Origin of the sequence: Allobranchiibius huperziae (genome assembly GCF_013410455.1) — a bacterium.
Taxonomy (GTDB): Bacteria; Actinomycetota; Actinomycetes; order Actinomycetales; family Dermatophilaceae; genus Allobranchiibius; species Allobranchiibius huperziae.
Genome location: NZ_JACCFW010000001.1, coordinates 790,034 through 806,553 on the forward strand (window position 1 = coordinate 790,034; position 16,520 = coordinate 806,553).

At 71.5% G+C, this 16,520-nt stretch carries 13 protein-coding genes; 10 read left to right on the plus strand and 3 right to left on the minus strand.

All coding sequences use genetic code 11. The features are described from left to right. The first annotated feature begins 39 nt into the window (after positions 1-39). On the plus strand, positions 40-2,052 hold the full coding sequence (locus tag HNR15_RS03760) for a phosphatase PAP2 family protein (RefSeq protein WP_179479245.1): 2,013 nt from the start codon (positions 40-42) through the stop codon (positions 2,050-2,052). On the opposite strand, the gene HNR15_RS03765 is transcribed toward HNR15_RS03760, so the two are convergent. Continuing rightward, complete coding sequence (locus HNR15_RS03765) at positions 1,984-3,201, minus strand: PucR family transcriptional regulator (protein ID WP_179479247.1); 1,218 nt, start codon at positions 3,199-3,201, stop codon at positions 1,984-1,986. The genes HNR15_RS03760 and HNR15_RS03765 overlap by 69 nt on opposite strands. Before the next feature lie 112 nt (positions 3,202-3,313). Between HNR15_RS03765 and hpnC the strand changes: the two genes are divergently transcribed. From hpnC to HNR15_RS03810, 9 genes are read left to right on the plus strand one after another with little or no spacing between them, the layout of a single operon-like run. Beyond that, a complete protein-coding gene (gene hpnC, locus HNR15_RS03770; protein WP_179479249.1) occupies positions 3,314-4,180 on the plus strand; it encodes a squalene synthase HpnC in 867 nt (288 codons plus the stop codon). After that, the gene (hpnD, locus tag HNR15_RS03775) at positions 4,177-5,043 is read left to right on the plus strand and encodes a presqualene diphosphate synthase HpnD (RefSeq protein ID WP_179479252.1); all 867 of its coding nucleotides are present in this window, start codon (positions 4,177-4,179) and stop codon (positions 5,041-5,043) included. Before hpnC ends, hpnD begins: the two co-directional genes overlap by 4 nt. Continuing rightward, positions 5,040-6,389: a hydroxysqualene dehydroxylase HpnE gene (gene hpnE / locus HNR15_RS03780; protein WP_179479254.1), complete on the plus strand. Its 1,350-nt coding sequence runs from the start codon at positions 5,040-5,042 to the stop codon at positions 6,387-6,389. The genes hpnD and hpnE overlap by 4 nt, the downstream gene beginning before the upstream one ends. Continuing rightward, positions 6,389-7,411, plus strand: coding sequence for a polyprenyl synthetase family protein (locus tag HNR15_RS03785; RefSeq protein ID WP_179483571.1), 1,023 nt, complete (start codon positions 6,389-6,391; stop codon positions 7,409-7,411). Before hpnE ends, HNR15_RS03785 begins: the two co-directional genes overlap by 1 nt. A gap of 4 nt (positions 7,412-7,415) precedes the next feature. Continuing rightward, positions 7,416-9,353 carry a squalene--hopene cyclase gene (shc, locus tag HNR15_RS03790; protein ID WP_179479255.1) on the plus strand — a complete coding sequence of 646 codons (1,938 nt, stop codon included), beginning with the start codon at positions 7,416-7,418 and terminating at the stop codon, positions 9,351-9,353. Next, a complete protein-coding gene (gene ispH, locus HNR15_RS03795; RefSeq protein WP_179479256.1) occupies positions 9,350-10,819 on the plus strand; it encodes a 4-hydroxy-3-methylbut-2-enyl diphosphate reductase in 1,470 nt (489 codons plus the stop codon). Before shc ends, ispH begins: the two co-directional genes overlap by 4 nt. Continuing rightward, positions 10,819-11,823: an adenosyl-hopene transferase HpnH gene (gene hpnH, locus HNR15_RS03800; RefSeq protein ID WP_179479257.1), complete on the plus strand. Its 1,005-nt coding sequence runs from the start codon at positions 10,819-10,821 to the stop codon at positions 11,821-11,823. Before ispH ends, hpnH begins: the two co-directional genes overlap by 1 nt. Continuing rightward, positions 11,823-13,634 carry a 1-deoxy-D-xylulose-5-phosphate synthase gene (locus tag HNR15_RS03805; protein ID WP_179479258.1) on the plus strand — a complete coding sequence of 604 codons (1,812 nt, stop codon included), beginning with the start codon at positions 11,823-11,825 and terminating at the stop codon, positions 13,632-13,634. Before hpnH ends, HNR15_RS03805 begins: the two co-directional genes overlap by 1 nt. A 52-nt stretch (positions 13,635-13,686) precedes the next feature. Continuing rightward, a complete protein-coding gene (locus tag HNR15_RS03810) occupies positions 13,687-14,568 on the plus strand; it encodes a phosphatase PAP2 family protein (RefSeq protein WP_179479259.1) in 882 nt (293 codons plus the stop codon). Positions 14,569-14,572: 4 nt separating this feature from the next. On the opposite strand, the gene HNR15_RS03815 is transcribed toward HNR15_RS03810, so the two are convergent. Next, positions 14,573-15,673, minus strand: coding sequence for a lysylphosphatidylglycerol synthase transmembrane domain-containing protein (locus HNR15_RS03815; RefSeq protein ID WP_233763357.1), 1,101 nt, complete (start codon positions 15,671-15,673; stop codon positions 14,573-14,575). Then, positions 15,670-16,497 carry a PIG-L deacetylase family protein gene (locus HNR15_RS03820; protein ID WP_179479261.1) on the minus strand — a complete coding sequence of 276 codons (828 nt, stop codon included), beginning with the start codon at positions 16,495-16,497 and terminating at the stop codon, positions 15,670-15,672. The genes HNR15_RS03815 and HNR15_RS03820 overlap by 4 nt, the downstream gene beginning before the upstream one ends. Positions 16,498-16,520 lie beyond the last annotated feature (23 nt).

Sequence of the window (16,520 nt, forward strand, 5' to 3'; positions counted from 1 at the left end):
CCGGGTGGCCGGCACACGGCGATGTGCTAGGACGAATCCGTGAGCGTCCGCACCACGTCGCACTCGCCGAGACCGCCCGCCTGGAGTGAACTGGTCATCGGTCTGGCCCTTTTCGCCGTCTACCTGGGCGTCGATCATCTCGGTGGCGCCGGCCGTCGCGCTGCGGCGGAGCGTCACGCGCGTGGCCTGATCGACCTCGAGCGGTGGCTGCACCTGGACGTCGAGCGGAGCTGGAACGCCTGGCTCGCCTCGCGGCACACGTTGATGGTCGCGGCGAACTACGAGTACGCGACGACCTACATCCTGAGCGCCGCCCTGTTGCTGCTGCTGACCTACTGGCGGATGCCCGGCGTCTACCGCATGGCACGCGACTCCTTCGTCGTACTCAACCTGCTCGCCTTCACCTGCTTCGCCCTCCTTCCGGTCATGCCGCCGCGTCTCCTGTCGGGCACCGGGTACGTCGACACCGTCACGACCGGGTCGACGATCGGCTCCTGGGGGTCGCCCCTGGTCGCCGACGCCAACCAGCTGGCCGCCGTGCCGTCACTGCACATCGCGTGGGCCCTGTGGGTGAGCGTCATGCTCGCCCGGATCTCCCAACGGCGCTGGCTGCAGGCGCTGAGCGCCGTGCACGTGGCGCTGACCTTCGTCGTAGTGGTGGCGACGGCCAACCACTTCGTCCTCGATGCCGTCCCCGCGGCGATCTTCGTGCTGGCGTCGGTCTTCGTCGTCGAGCGCTGGCAGACCCGCTCCGAGCGTGGCCTGCTCGCGACCTCGGACGAGTTCTTCCTGGACGTCGAGCACGACGGGAATGCCCAGAACGTCGGCGGCTACGTGCTGCTCGGCGGTCCCGGCGCGACACCCCCGACCGTGGAGCAGGTTCGTGAGCTCATCCGCTCCGAGCTGGGTTCGTTCCCGCGCTTCACCTCCCGGCTCGCACCAGGTCGCGGGGCGGCACGCTGGGAGCCGGCCGGCGAGCCGGACTGGTCCAGCCACGTGACCGGACAGTCACTGCCCACGGGCACCGGGCTCGACGGGATGGATCAGGTGGTGGCGCGGTTCTGCGCGCAGGAGCTGCCACGTGACCGCCCGCTCTGGCGGGCGGTGCTCGTCGACGGGCTGCCGGGGGAGCGGTCCGCCTTCGTGATCGTCATGCACCACTGCATGGCCGACGGCATCGGTGCGGTGGTGCAGCTGCTCGGCCTGCTGCGCCCGCGGTTCGAGCTGCCCATCCCCGCGGCGAACGCGCCGTCCGCGGCCCGCCGCGCAGGCGCCGTGGTCGTGGGCCTGGGACAGCTGGCCACCGACGGACGACCGTCCGCCCTGCTGCCGACCGGCTCGAGCCGCCGCAGCTACAGCTCGATGCAGCTGCCGCTGGAGCAGGTCCGCTCGATCGCCCGCGCCCACGACGCCCGGGTCACCGAGGTCCTGCTCGCCCTGGTCGGTGCGGGGACGGCCGCGGCGTACCCCGATCTGGCCCGGACCTGCGAGGGGCGGCTGCGGGTGTCGGTGCCGATGATGCTGCGGGCGCCGGGCAGCGGTGCCGACGGGAATGTCACGGCCGCCGTCATCGTGGACGTGCCGCTGCGGGATCAGCCCCTGGCCGATCAGTTGCGCACCCTGCGGACCTCGGCCGCCGCCTTGCGCTCGCCGGCCAGGGCTTTGGCGTCGCGGTGGGTGATGGCGACGGCCCTGCGCTGCGTGCCACGACCGGTGCGGCGCAGCTTCGCCCGGTCGGTCTACGGGCGGCGCTACTTCCACGCGATCGTCTCCAACATGCCGGGGCCGGACCGCGATTTCACGCTCAGGGGGGCGCCTGTGACACGGGTGATGCCACTGCTGCCGCCCGCACCGGGGGCACCCCTGGCGGTGGGTGCACTGAGCTGGGGCGGTCTGCTCGACGTCAGCATCGTGACCGACGCCGCGAGGTTGGACGCCGTCCTCCTGCGCGAGGCGCTCGATGAGCGGTTCGCCGCTGCCGCCTCAGTCGGCGTCGAGGACGGGTTCGCCCCAGATGAGCGCCAGATAGAGCCGGGCCCGCTCGGCCGGTGAGTCCAGCGCGGGGCCGAACGCCTCGCGCAGCTGCTCGACGCGGTAGCGCACCGTCTGAGGATGGATGTGCAGCTCCTCGGCGATCTCCACACGGGAGCCCATGTGCCGAAGCCACGAGGTGAGTGTCTCGATCAGTCTCTCGCGCGTCGCCTGCGGCAGGTCGTCCAGCGGTGCCAGCACCTGCGACCGGAGCGCTGCGACGCGCTGCGGCCGTTGGTGCACGATGAGGGTGTCGAGATGATCGCCGACGAATGCGACCGACTCGGTGATGAGCCCGGATCGCTGCAGTGACAACGCACTTCGTGCGAGGGTGAGGCTGGTGCGGGCCTGGTCGATCGGCATCGGCGGGCCGACCATCGCTCCCTCGGACGCCAGCGCGCGGATCAGGCGCTCACGGGTGCCCCGTGCCCACGGCGCGATCAGGCCGACGACCCCGTCGACCCGGACGAAGAGCCACTCCGGGTCGGTCTGCACCGACTGCAGCGGAGTCTCGTCCTTGTCGAGGCGCAGGATGACGAAGACCACCTCGTCCGGCAGACGCCAGAGCGCCCGGTCCGCGGCACGCCGCAGCGCGATGAGGTCGGTGAAGGGCGACATGATCTGACCGGTCAGCTCGGCGCGCGCCCGCTGGGCCGCCATCCCCGAGTCGGACTGTTCGCTGACGAAGCCCTGCGATGTGCAGGCCGACAGGTCGTGCACGATCGTGAAGAGTGTCTGGGCCAGGCGGGCGATGTCGGTCGGGCCGATGCCGGCCGTGATGGCCGCCTGCGAGATGAACTCCCAGGACACGCGGGCGCCGCTCTGGTAGGCCGTGAGCAGGCTGGTCAGGTCCTGCCCGTGCAGGTAGTGCACGCGGCCGATCTGCTCGAACACGTTCGCGATCGCCGGGTCGAGGGTGTCGCCGTGACCGGGTCTCCCGGCCGGATCACTGACCGTGGCGAGCAGTTGCGGGATCACGACCTCGGACGCCAGCGCGAGCTGATCGCGATGCTCCTCCATGTACGCCGTGTAGGTGGGCCACATGGTGGCGAGCTCGTCACCGACCACGCGCAGCAGGTCGGGGAAGGTCTGCGTCAGTGACTCCCGCAGCACCTCGACGTGTGAATCCGGTTGCGATGGAAGTGCTTCCGCATTCAACCGTTGCGCCATCCCGCAGATCCCCGCTTCCTGATCGATTTGTCATCGAATGACAAACGTCGGCCCAGAAACTCACTCATTCGGGTCGAGACCGACGGTGACGAGTGGACCCAGACTACGAGTCATGACGGTCGCGCAGCCCTCGAACGACACGACTTCGCGCCTGCCGATGTACGACGCACGGGACCGCAGCGAGAACTTTCCGGTGGCTCTGCGCGTGCTTCCGGCGGCGATCCGGGACCATCTGCGCCGGGTCTACTCCGTGGCACGGCACATCGACGAGCTGGGCGACTCGGGCACCGGCGACCGCACGACCGCCCTCAGGGCCTACCGCTCCCAGGTGCACGCGCTCTGGGCCGGTGAGCGGCTGAGTGAGCCGACCCTGATGCGGTTGGCGCCCACGGTGACGGCATGCGGACTGTCCGAGAAGCCCTTCCAGGACCTGGTGGCGGCCAACCTGCAGGACCAGTCTGTGACCGAGTACGCAGATTTCGCCGCCCTTCTCGAATACTGCGCGCTGTCGGCCGACCCCGTCGGCCGCCTCGTGCTGGAGATCTTCGCCAGGTCCTCGCCGGAGCGGATCGCCCTGTCGGACCGGATCTGCTCCGCATTGCAGGTGTTGGAGCACTGCCAGGACGTCGTCGAGGACTCGCGGGCCGGGCGGGTCTATCTGCCGCAGGACGACCTGGGTGGTGCCGGGTTGTCGACCGCGACGTTGCTCGACCCCGGCCATCGAGAGGACCTCTGCGCCGTGGTCTCCCTGCAGGTGCTGCGGGCGCGGCAGCTGCTGGATGCGGGACCACCGCTGCTGCGCCGCCTGGACGGCTGGGCGAAGGTCTCGGTCGCAGGCTTCGTCGCCGGTGGCCTGGCCACCGCGGACGCGATCGACCGCGCGCGGGGTGACGTCGTCACTGCCGTCCCGCGACCACGACGGGTCGACGTGCTTCGTCACATCGCCGCACTGCTGCTGCGCTCCGGAGGTGCTGGATGACGACGGCCACCCTTCCCGATGCCTTCGCCGCGTGCGAGACCATCACCCGGGACGAGGCACGCAACTTCTACTACGGCATCCGTCTGCTTCCTCCACAGAAGCGCGCCGCGCTGTGCTCCCTCTACGCCCTGGCCCGCCGCATCGACGACATCGGCGACGAGGATCGGCCGCGCGAGGACAAGATCCGCGCCCTGGCCGCCCTGCGGCAGGACCTGCAACGGATCGACGCTTCCACCGACCCCGTCCTGCTCGCGGTGGCCGCGACCGCACGCGACTTCCAGGTGCCGCTGGAGGCGTTCCTGGAGCTGATCGACGGCGTCGAGATGGACCTGGCCGACGTGACGTACGAGACCTTCGAGGACCTCACCGTCTACTGCCGTCGGGTGGCCGGGTCCATCGGCCGGTTGTGCCTGTCCGTCTTCGGCGCCGGCACCGACCCGAGGGCGCCGATGTACGCCGACCAGCTGGGTATCGCGCTGCAGCAGACCAACATCCTGCGCGACATCCGCGAGGACCTGCTCATCGGCCGCGTCTACCTGCCCCAGCAGGAGCTCAAGGAGCACGGCATCACCCTCGAACTCGATGCACAGGGCTCGCTCTGCGATCCCGAGGCGAGGCTCGCCGCCTACATCGGTTTCGCGGCTGCCCGGGCCGAGAACTGGTACGCGCTGGGTGGCCGGCTGCTGCCTGAGCTGGACTCCCGCAGCAGCGCCTGCTGTGCCGCCATGTCGGGCATCTACCACCGGCTGCTGACCCGGATCCGTAAGAACCCCAGTGATGTCTATGGCTCGCGCCTGTCCCTTCCCGGGTGGGAGAAGGGTGCCGTCGCGGTCTCCGCCCTCGCTCGCGGAGGGCTGAGATGACGCGGGCGGCCGTGATCGGAGGCGGCCTCGCCGGAATCACTGCCGCGATCGGACTCGCCGACGCCGGGTGCGACGTGACCCTCCTGGAGCGGCAGGCGCACCTGGGCGGCCTGACCCACAGCTTCGAGCGCGACGGCATGTGGGTGGACAACGGGCAGCACGTCTTCCTGCGCTGCTGCACCGCCTATCGCAGTCTGTTGCAGCGCCTCGCTGTCGCACACCTGGTGACGATGCAGGACCGCCTGGACATCCCGATGCGCAGCGGGCGGCGCGCCACGACGGGCCATCTGCGCCGCAACGGGCTGCCCGCCCCGATGCACCTGGCCGGCTCGCTCGCCCGTCATCCGTGGTTGCCGGTGCCGGACCGGGTCCGCGCCGGCCGAATCGCTCTGGCGCTGGCCGCGGTCGACACCGCGTCGGCTGCCAGCGACGAGACCAGCTTCGGCGACTGGCTGGACGCACACCACTGTTCGAGGCGGCTGCGCGAGAACCTGTGGGACGTCGTCGGACTCGCGACTCTCAACGTGCATGCCGACGAGTGCTCGCTCGCTCTCGCCGCGACCGTCTTCCAGCTCGGCCTGCTCACCGACCGAACGGCAGGTGACATCGGCTGGTCAGACGTCCCATTGTCACAGCTACACGGCGACGCTGCCGTGCGCGCGTTGGGTGCGGCAGGCGCGGAGGTGCGGGTGCGTGCCAAGGTCGAACGCGTGACGCCCGCGTCGGGCCGGTGGGTCGTGCGCGCCGACGGCGTCGACACGGAGTACGACCAGGCCGTGCTGGCCGTGCCCCCGGACGTTACCGAGCGGCTCGCGCCCTGGGCCGACCTGGGCGCCGGCCCGGGGTACGCCGCACGTCTCGGCAGCTCTCCGATCGTCAACCTGCACGTGCTGCTCGACCGGGTCGTCCTCGACACGCCGTTCGTGGTCGCGCTCGACAGCCCGCTGCAGTGGGTCTTCGATCGCACCGGCCAGTCCGGTGTGCGACGCGGGCAGTACCTCGCGGTCTCGCTGTCCGGCGCCGACGAGGACCTGCCTCGCACCGCCGCGCAGCTCCGCGAGATCTACCTGCCGGAGCTGCGGAGGCTTCTCCCCATGATGGATTCGGCGCACGTGCTGGACTTCTTCGTCACCCGTGAGCCGCGGGCGACGTTCCGCGCGACGCCCGGCACCGCGGCGTACCGGCCGACGCAACGGACCGGACATGTCGGGCTCGCCGTCGCCGGTGCGTGGACCGCGACCGGCTGGCCCGCGACGATGGAGGGCGCGGTACGCAGCGGTAGGGACGCTGCGGCCGCGCTGCTGCAGGAGACCCGGAGATCCCCACGGGACGAGGTGGCGGCGTGATGAACGACATCGGGCGCGCACCCGCGCAGACCCTGGACGAGACCCGTTCGTTGGTGCTGCCCGCGCTGCACAAGGCGGTCGACCGGCTCGACGATCTGGAGCGCCTCACGACCTCCTACCACCTGGGCTGGGTGGACGCCGGCGGCAACCCTGTCTCCGGAGCGGGAGGCAAGGCCGTCCGCCCCGCCCTGGCGGTCCTCGGCGCCCGCGCCGTCGGCGCGGAACCGGCCGTCGCCGTCCCGGGCGCCGTCGCGGTCGAGCTGGTGCACAACTTCTCGCTCGTGCACGACGACATCATGGATCGCGACCGTACGCGCCGGCACCGTCCGACGGTGTGGTCCGTGTGGGACGAGGCGACCGCGATCCTCACCGGGGACGCGATGCTGTCCCTCGCACACGAGGTGCTGCTGGAGGAGGGTGGCCTCCAGGCCGCCGCGGCCTCGTGGCACCTGGCGCGGTGCACCCGTGCACTGATCAACGGTCAGGTGCTCGACATGACCTTCGAGCAGCGTGCCGAGGTGAGCCTGCACGAATGCCGCCGGATGGCGCAGGGCAAGACCGCCGCGCTCATCGCCACCAGCACGGTCATCGGTGCCGTGCTCGCCGGTGGCGACGCCGACGCGCTGGACGCGCTCACCACGTACGGCCTGCGGATCGGTCTGGCCTTCCAGCTGGTCGATGACCTGCTCGGCGTGTGGGGTGATCCGCAGGTCACGGGCAAGTCCAACTTCTCGGACCTGCAGGCCAAGAAGAAGACCCTCCCGGTCTGCTGGGCGCTCGGCCAGGACGGCGCCCGGGCCGCCCGGTTGAGGGCCTGGTTCACGGACGGGCCCACCGATCCGGCCGCCCTCGCACGGGCCGCCGGACTGCTGGAGGAGGCCGGCGCACGCGACTGGGCGGAAGGTGAGGCGCGCCGCCTGGTGGCGAGCGCGCAGGCAGCCCTGCGCGGCGCGGCGCTGACACCGTCCGCCACGGCCGACCTGCACGCCATGGCCGACTTCATCGCCGGCAGGAAGGCCTGAACCGATGACCCCCGTGCTCGCGTCCGGCTCCGTGGCAGGTGACGTCGACGCTACCTCGGACCCGCGGTCGGCCGCGCGCGCCGCTCTGGACGCGGCGATCGCCCATCTGAGCAGCCTTCAGCACGAACAGGGTTGGTGGAAGGGCGATCTGGCGACCAACGTCACCATGGACGCCGAGGACATGATGCTGCGCGAATTCCTCGGGATCGCGACGGCCGAGACCCGCGACCAGAGCGCACGGTGGATCCGGTCCCAGCAGCGCGAGGACGGCACCTGGGCGACCTTCTTCGGAGGGCCCGGTAATCTCGACACCACCGTCGAGGCATGGGTCGCCCTGCGGATCGCGGGCGACCAGGCGACCGCCCCGCACATGCTGCGCGCACAGCAGTTCGTCCGCGCCCAGGGCGGCGTCGAGCGTTCCCGGGTCTTCACCCGCATCTGGCTCGCCCTCTTCGGGCTGTGGGACTGGCGCGACCTGCCGAACCTGCCCCCGGAGCTCATCCACCTGCCCCGGTGGTTCCCGCTGAACGTCTACGACTGGGGTTGCTGGGCCCGACAGACGATCGTGCCGCTCACCGTCGTCTGCACGCTGCGGCCGCGGCGCCCGCTGCCCTTCGCCATCGACGAGCTCCGCACCGGTGCGGAGCTGGAGGCGTTCGCCCCGTGGAGCACCGTCGGGGGCGCGTTCCAACGCGCCGACGTCCTCCTGCACGCGTACGCCAAGCGGCCGCTGCGGCAGCTGCGCACCGGGGCGATGCGCAGAGCGGCGGAGTGGATCATCGCGCGCCAGGAGGCCGACGGGGGATGGGGTGGCATCCAGCCGCCGTGGGTCTACTCGATCCTCGCGCTGCATCTGCTCGGCTACCCGCTGGAGCATCCCGTGCTGCGGGCCGCGGTCGACGGGCTGGAGGGCTTCGTCATCACGGAGGACACCGACGAGGGACCGATCCGCCGGGTCGAGGCGTGCCAGTCGCCGGTCTGGGACACCGCGCTCGCGGTCAACGCGCTGCTGGACTCCGGTATCAGCGGCGACGACGCGCGGGTCCGACGTGCCGCGGACTGGCTGGCCCGTGAGCAGATCACCGGTGACGGGGACTGGCAGGTACGCCGGCCCGGGATCCCGTCCGGCGGTTGGGCTTTCGAGTTCGCCAACGACGTCTACCCGGATGTCGACGACGGCGCCGAGGTGGTGATGGCGCTGCGCCGGGTCGGCAGCAACCGGCCCACCCTGCTGCGGCGCGGGGTGGACAGGGGTATCGCGTGGACGGCCGGGATGCAGTCGAAGGACGGCGGCTGGGGCGCCTTCGACGCCGACAACACCCGCACGCTGGCCACCCACCTGCCGTTCTGTGACTTCGGTGCCGTGATCGACTCGCCGTCGGCGGACGTGACGGCCCACGTCGTGGAGATGCTCGCCGCCGAGGGACGCGCCCGGGGGGAGCGCTGCCGCCGCGGCGTGGCCTGGTTGCTGGAGCACCAGGAGCCCGACGGTTCGTGGTTCGGGCGCTGGGGTGCGAACCACGTGTACGGCACGGGCGCCGTCGTACCGGCATTGGTCGCCGCAGGTATCCCCGCCGATCACAACGCCATTCGCGCGAGTGTGCGCTGGCTGGGGGAGCACCAGAACGCCGACGGCGGGTGGGGCGAGGACCTGCGGTCCTACCGCGATCCGGACTGGATCGGACACGGTGCCTCCACCGCCTCCCAGACCGCGTGGGCGCTGATGGCGCTGGTCGCCGCCGGTGAGGCGGACGACGGTGGGGGTGTGGTCGAGCGCGGCATCGCCTACCTGGCCGGCACCCAACGCGCCGACGGCACCTGGGACGAAGACCTGTACACCGGCACCGGTTTCCCGGGCGACTTCTACATCAACTACGGCCTCTACCGGCTCATCTTCCCGATCTGGGCCCTGGGTCGGTACGTCGGGGGTGGGCCGGCATGACGGCCGGCATCGCCACCGCGTTGCGGATCGAACGGGTCGCCCTGGGCGCCCGGGTCGGACGGCCGACCCACGTCGCGGGTCGCGGGCCCCGGGTCGCGCCGACGTCGCCCGACGGCCCGACACTCCTCGCCGGGGTGGCCGGCGGTCTCGTCCCCGGTGTCCGCGCCGGTCACGTCGTGGTGGCCGACCGGGTGCTGCTCGACGGAGACGGATACGACTGTCCCGCAGCCCCTCTGGTGGCCGGTGCGCTGCGCCGACGGGGGCTCACCGTGCACGTCGGGCCCATCGCCTCCGTCGATCACGTCGTCGACGGACCCGACCGCGCCGCGCTCGCCGCGCGCACCGGCGCCCTGGCCGTCGACACGGAGTCCGGTTACCTCGCGCGGCAGCTCGGCGCGCGCCCCCTGACGGTGGTGCGCGCGATCGTCGACGGGACCGAGCAGCCGCTGCGCCACCCGGGCACGGCACTGCGAGGCGTCGCCGCGCTGCGGGCCCTGCGCGAGGCCGCGCCGGTGCTGCGCGAGTGGTACGACGCCGCCCTCGACCGCGACGTCCTGCTCGCCGGGCCGCGGTCGTTCTGCGCCGGTGTGGAGCGGGCGATCGAGATCGTCGGCCGGGCGCTGCAGTCCCACGGTGCGCCGGTCTACGTGCGCCGGCAGATCGTGCACAACGCCCACGTGGTGCAGGACCTGCAGCGCAAGGGCGCGATCTTCGTGCAGGAGGTGGAGGAGATACCGCGCGGCGCGGTGACCGTGCTGGCCGCCCACGGGGTGGCGCCGTCCGTGCGGCAGCAGGCCCGCGAGCGCGATCTCGTGGTGATCGACGCGACCTGCCCCCTGGTGGCCAAGGTGCACACCGAGGTTCGCCGGTTCGCCGCTCCCGGCAGCACCGTCTTCCTGATCGGGCACGCCGACCACGAGGAGGTCGTCGGAACCCGCGGGGAAGCGCCGGAGAACGTCGTCGTCGTGGACAACCCGGACGAGGCAGCCCGGGTGCAGGCGGTCCGACCCGACCGGGTCTCGTACGTCACGCAGACCACGCTGGCCGTCGAGGAGGCGCAGGAGTCGGCGCGGGTGCTGCGCGACCGCTTCCCCACGCTGCGGGCGCCGGCCCGGGACGACATCTGTTACGCGACCAGCAACCGTCAGCAGGCGGTGCGGGCCGTCGCCGCCGACACCGAGCTGGTGCTGGTGGTCGGCTCGCAGAACTCCTCCAACTCCCGCCGGCTCGTGGAGGTCGCCGAGGCGGCGGGCACGCCCGCGCACCTGGTCGAGGACGCCACCGAGGTCGATCTGGCCTGGCTCCGCGGCGTTCGCCGGGTCGGCATCACGGCCGGCGCCTCCGCGCCCCCGTCGCTGGTCGATGAGTTGGTGCACGCACTGTCCGGGCTGGGCGCGGTCGAGGCGGCGGAGTCCTCCGTCGTCGACGAACACGTGCAGTTCACCCTTCCACGAGAGGTCAGCTGATGCCTTCCATGCCCCTGCGCCAGTCGCTACGTCTCGGGCGCTACCTCGCCGAGCAGAAGCTGCGCGGACGAGAGAAGTTCCCGCTGCTCGTCGAGCTCGAACCGCTCTTCGCCTGCAACCTCAAGTGCACCGGCTGCGGCAAGATCCAGGAGCCGGCCGCGCTGCTCAAACAGCGGATGCCGGTCGAGCAGGCCGTCGCCGCGATCGAGGAGAGCGGCGCCCCGATGGTCTCCATCGCCGGGGGAGAGCCACTCATGCACCCGCAGATCCACGAGATCGTCCAGCAGCTGCTGGACCGCAAGAAGATCGTCTTCCTGTGCACCAATGCGCTGCTGATGGCCCGGCACATCGACAAGTTCACCCCGCACCCGGACTTCTCCTGGATGGTGCACGTCGACGGCATGAAGGAGCGGCACGACGCGTCGGTCAGCAAGGAGGGCGGCTTCGAGGCGGCCATCGACGCCATCAAGCTCGTGCAGTCGCGCGGCTTCCGGGTGATGACGAACACGACTGTCTTCAACAGCGATTCACCGCAGGACGTGATCGACGTCCTCGACTATCTCAATGACGAGATCAAGGTCGACAACATGCAGATCGCTCCGGGATACGCCTACTGGAAGGCGCCGGACCAGAACGGCTTCCTCGGCGTCGAGGAGACCCGGGCGCTGTTCGCGAAGGCCTTCGGCGAGGGGCGGCGCAAGAAGTGGCGCCTCAACCACTCGCCGCTCTTCCTGGACTTCCTGGAGGGCAAGGTCGACTTCGAGTGCACCCCGTGGGCGATCCCTTCCTACTCGCTCAAGGGATGGCAACGGCCCTGCTACCTGCTCGACGACGGCTACGTCTCGACGTACAAGGAGCTGATCGAGGACACCGACTGGGAGGCGTTCGGCCGTGGCAAGGACGAGCGGTGTGCGAACTGCATGGCGCACTGCGGCTACGAGCCGACGGCGGTCGTCGCGACGATGGGTTCGCTGCGCCAGACCCTGCGCGCCGCGGTGGCGTGATGCCAGCGCGCGGCTCCGGACTGCTCGACCGGGTCATCTCGCCTGCCGACGTACGGGCGCTCGACGCGCGGTCACTGCCGGCGCTCGCCGCGGAGGTGCGCGAGCGGCTGGTCGACGTGGTCACCCGCACGGGAGGGCATCTCGGTCCCAATCTCGGCGTCGTCGAGGTCACCATCGCCCTGCACCGGGCGTTCGACTCGCCGCGGGAGCCGATCGTCTGGGACACCGGGCACCAGGCCTACGTGCACAAGATGCTGACCGGGCGGGCTGCCGATCTGGAGTCCTTGCGGGTCGCTGGCGGCCTGAGCGGATACCCGTCCCGCCGCGAGAGCGAGCACGACATCGTCGAGAACTCCCACGCCTCCACCTCGCTGTCGTACGCCGACGGTCTGGCCAAGGCGCACGAGCTCACCGGCTGCCGGCGCTGGGTCGTGGCGGTGATCGGCGACGGCGCGATGACCGGCGGAATGGCCTGGGAGGCCCTGAACAACATCGGCGGGTCCGGCCGCAACGTGCTGGTCGTGCTCAACGACAACGGCAGGTCCTACGAGCCGACGGTCGGCGCGCTCGCCCGCCACCTGGCGGCGCTGCGGGAGGGTTCGGCGAGGTCGAATCTCTTCGAGACTCTGGGACTGCGCTACATCGGCCCGGTGGACGGTCACGACATCACGGCGCTCGAGCGGAGCCTGCGGGCCGTACGCCGCCGTCCCGGCCCCACCGTGCTGCACGTCGTGACCCGCAAGGGCGCCGGCTACGACGCGGCCGAGCAGGACGAGGCGGACTGTCTGCACACGGTGTCGCCGGCCCCACCGCCGGCGCTGACGGCGGCCGTGCGGCCGCGTGGAACCCGTTGGACCGATGCGTTCGCCACAGAGCTCGTCGCCATCGGCGAGGACCGGGCAGACGTCGTCGCGGTGACCGCGGCCATGCGTCGCCCGACCGGTCTGCTGCCGTTCGGCACGCGCTTCCCGCACCGCACCTTCGATGTCGGCATCGCCGAGCAGCACGCGGTCACCTCGGCCGCCGGTCTCGCGACGGGCGGACTGCACCCCGTGGTCGCCATCTACTCCACCTTCCTCAACCGGGCGTTCGACCAGGTCCTCATGGACGTCGCCCTGCATCGGCTGCCGGTGACCTTCGTGCTGGACCGGGCGGGCATCACCGGGCCGGACGGCGCCTCGCACCACGGCATCTGGGACGTGTCGATGCTGGGTCTCGTGCCGGGCATCCGGGTCGCGGCGCCCCGTGACGCCCTGCGGTTGCGCGACCTGTTGCGCGAGGCGGTCGCCGAGGACGGCGGCCCGAGCGTGGTGCGGTTCCCCAAGGGTGAGGCGCCCGCGCCGGTGGGTGCGATCTGCCGGTTCGGCCCGGTCGACGTGCTGCGCCGTCGCGCCGGGGACGGCGACGTCCTGCTCGTCAGCACCGGGCCCCTGGCGGCCGTCGCCCTGGATGCCGCCGACCGGCTGGAGGCGACGGGCGTCGCGGTCACGGTCGTCGACCCGAGGTGGGTCCATCCGCTCGCCCCCGAACTCGTCACGATGGCCGCCGAGCACCAGCTGGTGGTGACCCTGGAGGACAACGCGGTCCCGGCCGGTCCGGGCTCCGCACTGCGCGACCGGTTGCAACAGATGAGCTGCAGCACCAAGGTGCTCACGGTCGGACACGAGGCCCGGTTCATCGGCGTCGGAGAGCGCGAGGACCTGCTCCGTGAGCGGGGCATCGACGTCGCGCACGTCGTCCGGCTGGTGCAGTCCTCCTGCTGGCCCGGCCTGCGGTCGGACGCGGTCCGCCTGCGCGCCCTGCAGGCGTGACCATCTGGTGGCATCACAGGTGCCGGCCAGGCGCGGTCGGCATACTGAATGGATGAGCGCATCCACCATGCGCCCTACGGGGCAGCAGACGCCGCCCCGACCTCGCACGTCGCCCTGGCGTCCCGCCGCTGCGATGGTGGGCGTCGCGGTCGTCGCGATCGTCGTGCTGGTGATGCTGCTGGTGCGCAACCGCACGGGCGCTAAATTCGACTACAAGATGGAGTTCGCCCTCGGCGGACCGCCGTGGCTCTTCTACAACATCGAGGACCGGCTGCAGCAGGTCTCCGTCACGAGCGTCGCCCTCGTGGGCATCCTGGTCGCGGCCGTGGCGTTGAGCCGACGCAGGATCGGGCTCGCCGTCGGCGCGATCGTGCTCATCGGCGGCGCGACCGTGACGACCCAGCTGCTCAAGGCACACGTCATCCACGAGCTGCCCGGCGACGTCGCCAACAGCATGCCGAGCGGTCATGCCACCGTGGGCATCTCCATCTCGCTGGCCGTGCTCATGGTGTTGCCGGTCGCGTGGCAGTGGTGCGTCCTGCCGGTGTGCGCGGCCACGGGATTCTTCTTCGGGGCGGGCACGGTGGTCGGCCACTGGCACCACCCCGGTGACGTGCTCGCCGCGCTCGCCGTCTGCCTGGCCTGGGCGGGCGTGGCGCTCGCCGTGGCGCACACCGTCGACCACGGTCGGCTGGGGCGCGCACCGCGTACGCCGAGCCGTCCGGTCCGCTCGATCGGGCCCGGTCTGGCCATCTGGTTGGTGATCGGCGGGATCGCGATGGTCAGTTGCCTCTTCCTGGCGTGGGGCGCTCAACCGACGGTGCACGGGCTGCGTGACCTCGTGCTGGGCATGACCGCGGTGGCTCTGGTCGCCGCGGGGACCGTGGTGGTCTACGGCTGGGTCTCCCAGGTCGCCCGGCGCTACCTGGTGTGAGGCGTCACCGCAGCTGATCGGGCAGGGCATCGCGCTCGTCGGCAACGTCCTGCGGCGGGTCGACCTTCGGCATCGACCACCACGCCGCCCAGCCGATCGCCCCCAGCGGCACCTCCAGCAGGTGGGAGAAGATCGCGAAGACCAGCACCCCTGCGGCCGCGGCCGGCTTGTCGGCGCCCCACGCGACGAGCACCGCGAGTGTCCCGGCCTCGCTGATGCCGAGGCCCCCCGGGGTGACTCCGACCGCGGTGAGCAGCCGGCCGAGCGCGTACGCCGCGAACAGGTCGGCGACCGGCAGGTCGACCCCGACCGCGGACATGGTGCGCCAGAAGAGCACGAAGTAGATGCCCAGGAAGGCGACCACGCCGAACGTCATCGGGAACCAGCCGGTCGTGGTGACCACGGCGAGCCTCGTGCGCTGATCACCGAGCAGAGCGGTCAGGTTCGGGCGCACGCCGCGCTGCTCACCACGACGCAGGCGGGCGATGCGGGCTGCCGCGTGCGCGTCGAGGAACCGGCCGAGGCGCAGGGTGAGGACGGGACTGATGAGCACCACGATGAAGCCGAGCAGCAGCACGAGCCCGATGACCCCGCCGTACAACGCGGCGGTGCGCACCGGCCCGGGCAGCGCGTTCTGCGACGTGGAGACCACCGCGAGACCGATGAGCGGCATGGCGAGCCGGGCGAGCACGTTCCAGACCGCGCTGACGATGATCGAGGTGGAGATGTTGCGGCGGGTGAAGCCCCAGCTGCGCGCGATGAAGTACGTCGCGGCCATCCCGACCGCTCCGCCACCTGGAAGCAGGTTGGACACCGACGACCCGCAGACGTTGATGATCAATGCCTTGGGATGGCTGAGGCCGGGCAGCGAGCCGGTGAGGGTGAAGGTGTAACACCAGAGGCCGAGCACCACGAGGCCGAAGAGCTCCAGGGCGCCCAGGGCACCCAGGTGCGACAGGTGGATCCCGATCTGATGCCAGCCCGTCTGCGCGACCAGCGGCAGCCCGAAGCCGAGCAGCAGCCCGGCCATCGTCATCCCGAGGACGCCGTTCAGCACCTGGTTCCGGGTGACCGTCGGGCGATGGGAATCGGGAGTCGTGCTCACCGGGGCAGCCCCTCGAAGATGTCGTGGGAGACCTGCCCGAGTCCGCCGCGTCGCGCCGGGTCGACGTACCACTCCCAGCCGAAGACCAGGTCGTAGAGCGGGCGGGGGACGCGCAGGAAGAGCCCGAGCGTGCGGTCGCCGTCGTCCGCGGTCGCCTGCGAGGCGTGGGCCCGCATCGATGCACGCTTCGCGGCGATCTGGCGGTGCACGCGGATCCGGTGGGTGATCGCGGAGCGGGGGGAGTAGGCCCGCTCGTACGAGGCGATGTCGAAGTCCGCGGGGAAGCGGTGCAGGCGCGACACCAGGCGGATACCGAGGACGAGCAGGTCGCGGGGGACGGTGGCCTGCAGAACCCGTGCGGTGTGGGCCATCTCGGCTGCGCGCGCGCCCACGTGGTGCACCTGGACGTGGTCGCGGTGGCCGTAGCCGCCGGCGGCGTCGTAGGTCAGGAGCACGTCCGCGTGCTCCTCGCGCAGGATGTCCGCCAGCCTGCCCGCGGCCTCCTCGACGTCGGCCCGCGCGAACCGTGTGGCACCCGGCGGATCGTCGTACAGCAGCGGCCCGCTGCCGGAGTCGGCGTACCCGAGGTGCACGGTCCGCGCCACACCGAGCGCCCGCGCCGACTCCTGCAACTCCCGCATCCGGACGCCGCCGAGCTGTCTCCCGTCAGAGCGGTAGGACGAGGCGGCGAGCCCCAGGTCGCCGTCGGTGGCCACGACGAGGACGACGCGGTGACCCGCGGCCGCCGCCTTCGCCATCGTCCCCGAGGTCAGCAGCGCCTCGTCGTCCGGATGGGCGTGGAAGACCACGAGAGTGTGCGACATCGCCGACCATCCTGTCGCATGCG

What these genes read in the sequence shown, in the direction of transcription:
- HNR15_RS03765 (WP_179479247.1), bottom strand. Translation starts at nt 3,201, where the DNA reads ATGGCGCAACGGTTGAATGCGGAAGCACTTCCATCGCAACCGGATTCA.
- hpnC (WP_179479249.1), top strand. Translation starts at nt 3,314, where the DNA reads ATGACGGTCGCGCAGCCCTCGAACGACACGACTTCGCGCCTGCCGATG.
- hpnD (WP_179479252.1), top strand. Translation starts at nt 4,177, where the DNA reads ATGACGACGGCCACCCTTCCCGATGCCTTCGCCGCGTGCGAGACCATC.
- hpnE (WP_179479254.1), top strand. Translation starts at nt 5,040, where the DNA reads ATGACGCGGGCGGCCGTGATCGGAGGCGGCCTCGCCGGAATCACTGCC.
- HNR15_RS03785 (WP_179483571.1), top strand. Translation starts at nt 6,389, where the DNA reads ATGAACGACATCGGGCGCGCACCCGCGCAGACCCTGGACGAGACCCGT.
- shc (WP_179479255.1), top strand. Translation starts at nt 7,416, where the DNA reads ATGACCCCCGTGCTCGCGTCCGGCTCCGTGGCAGGTGACGTCGACGCT.
- ispH (WP_179479256.1), top strand. Translation starts at nt 9,350, where the DNA reads ATGACGGCCGGCATCGCCACCGCGTTGCGGATCGAACGGGTCGCCCTG.
- hpnH (WP_179479257.1), top strand. Translation starts at nt 10,819, where the DNA reads ATGCCTTCCATGCCCCTGCGCCAGTCGCTACGTCTCGGGCGCTACCTC.
- HNR15_RS03805 (WP_179479258.1), top strand. Translation starts at nt 11,823, where the DNA reads ATGCCAGCGCGCGGCTCCGGACTGCTCGACCGGGTCATCTCGCCTGCC.
- HNR15_RS03810 (WP_179479259.1), top strand. Translation starts at nt 13,687, where the DNA reads ATGAGCGCATCCACCATGCGCCCTACGGGGCAGCAGACGCCGCCCCGA.
- HNR15_RS03820 (WP_179479261.1), bottom strand. Translation starts at nt 16,497, where the DNA reads ATGTCGCACACTCTCGTGGTCTTCCACGCCCATCCGGACGACGAGGCG.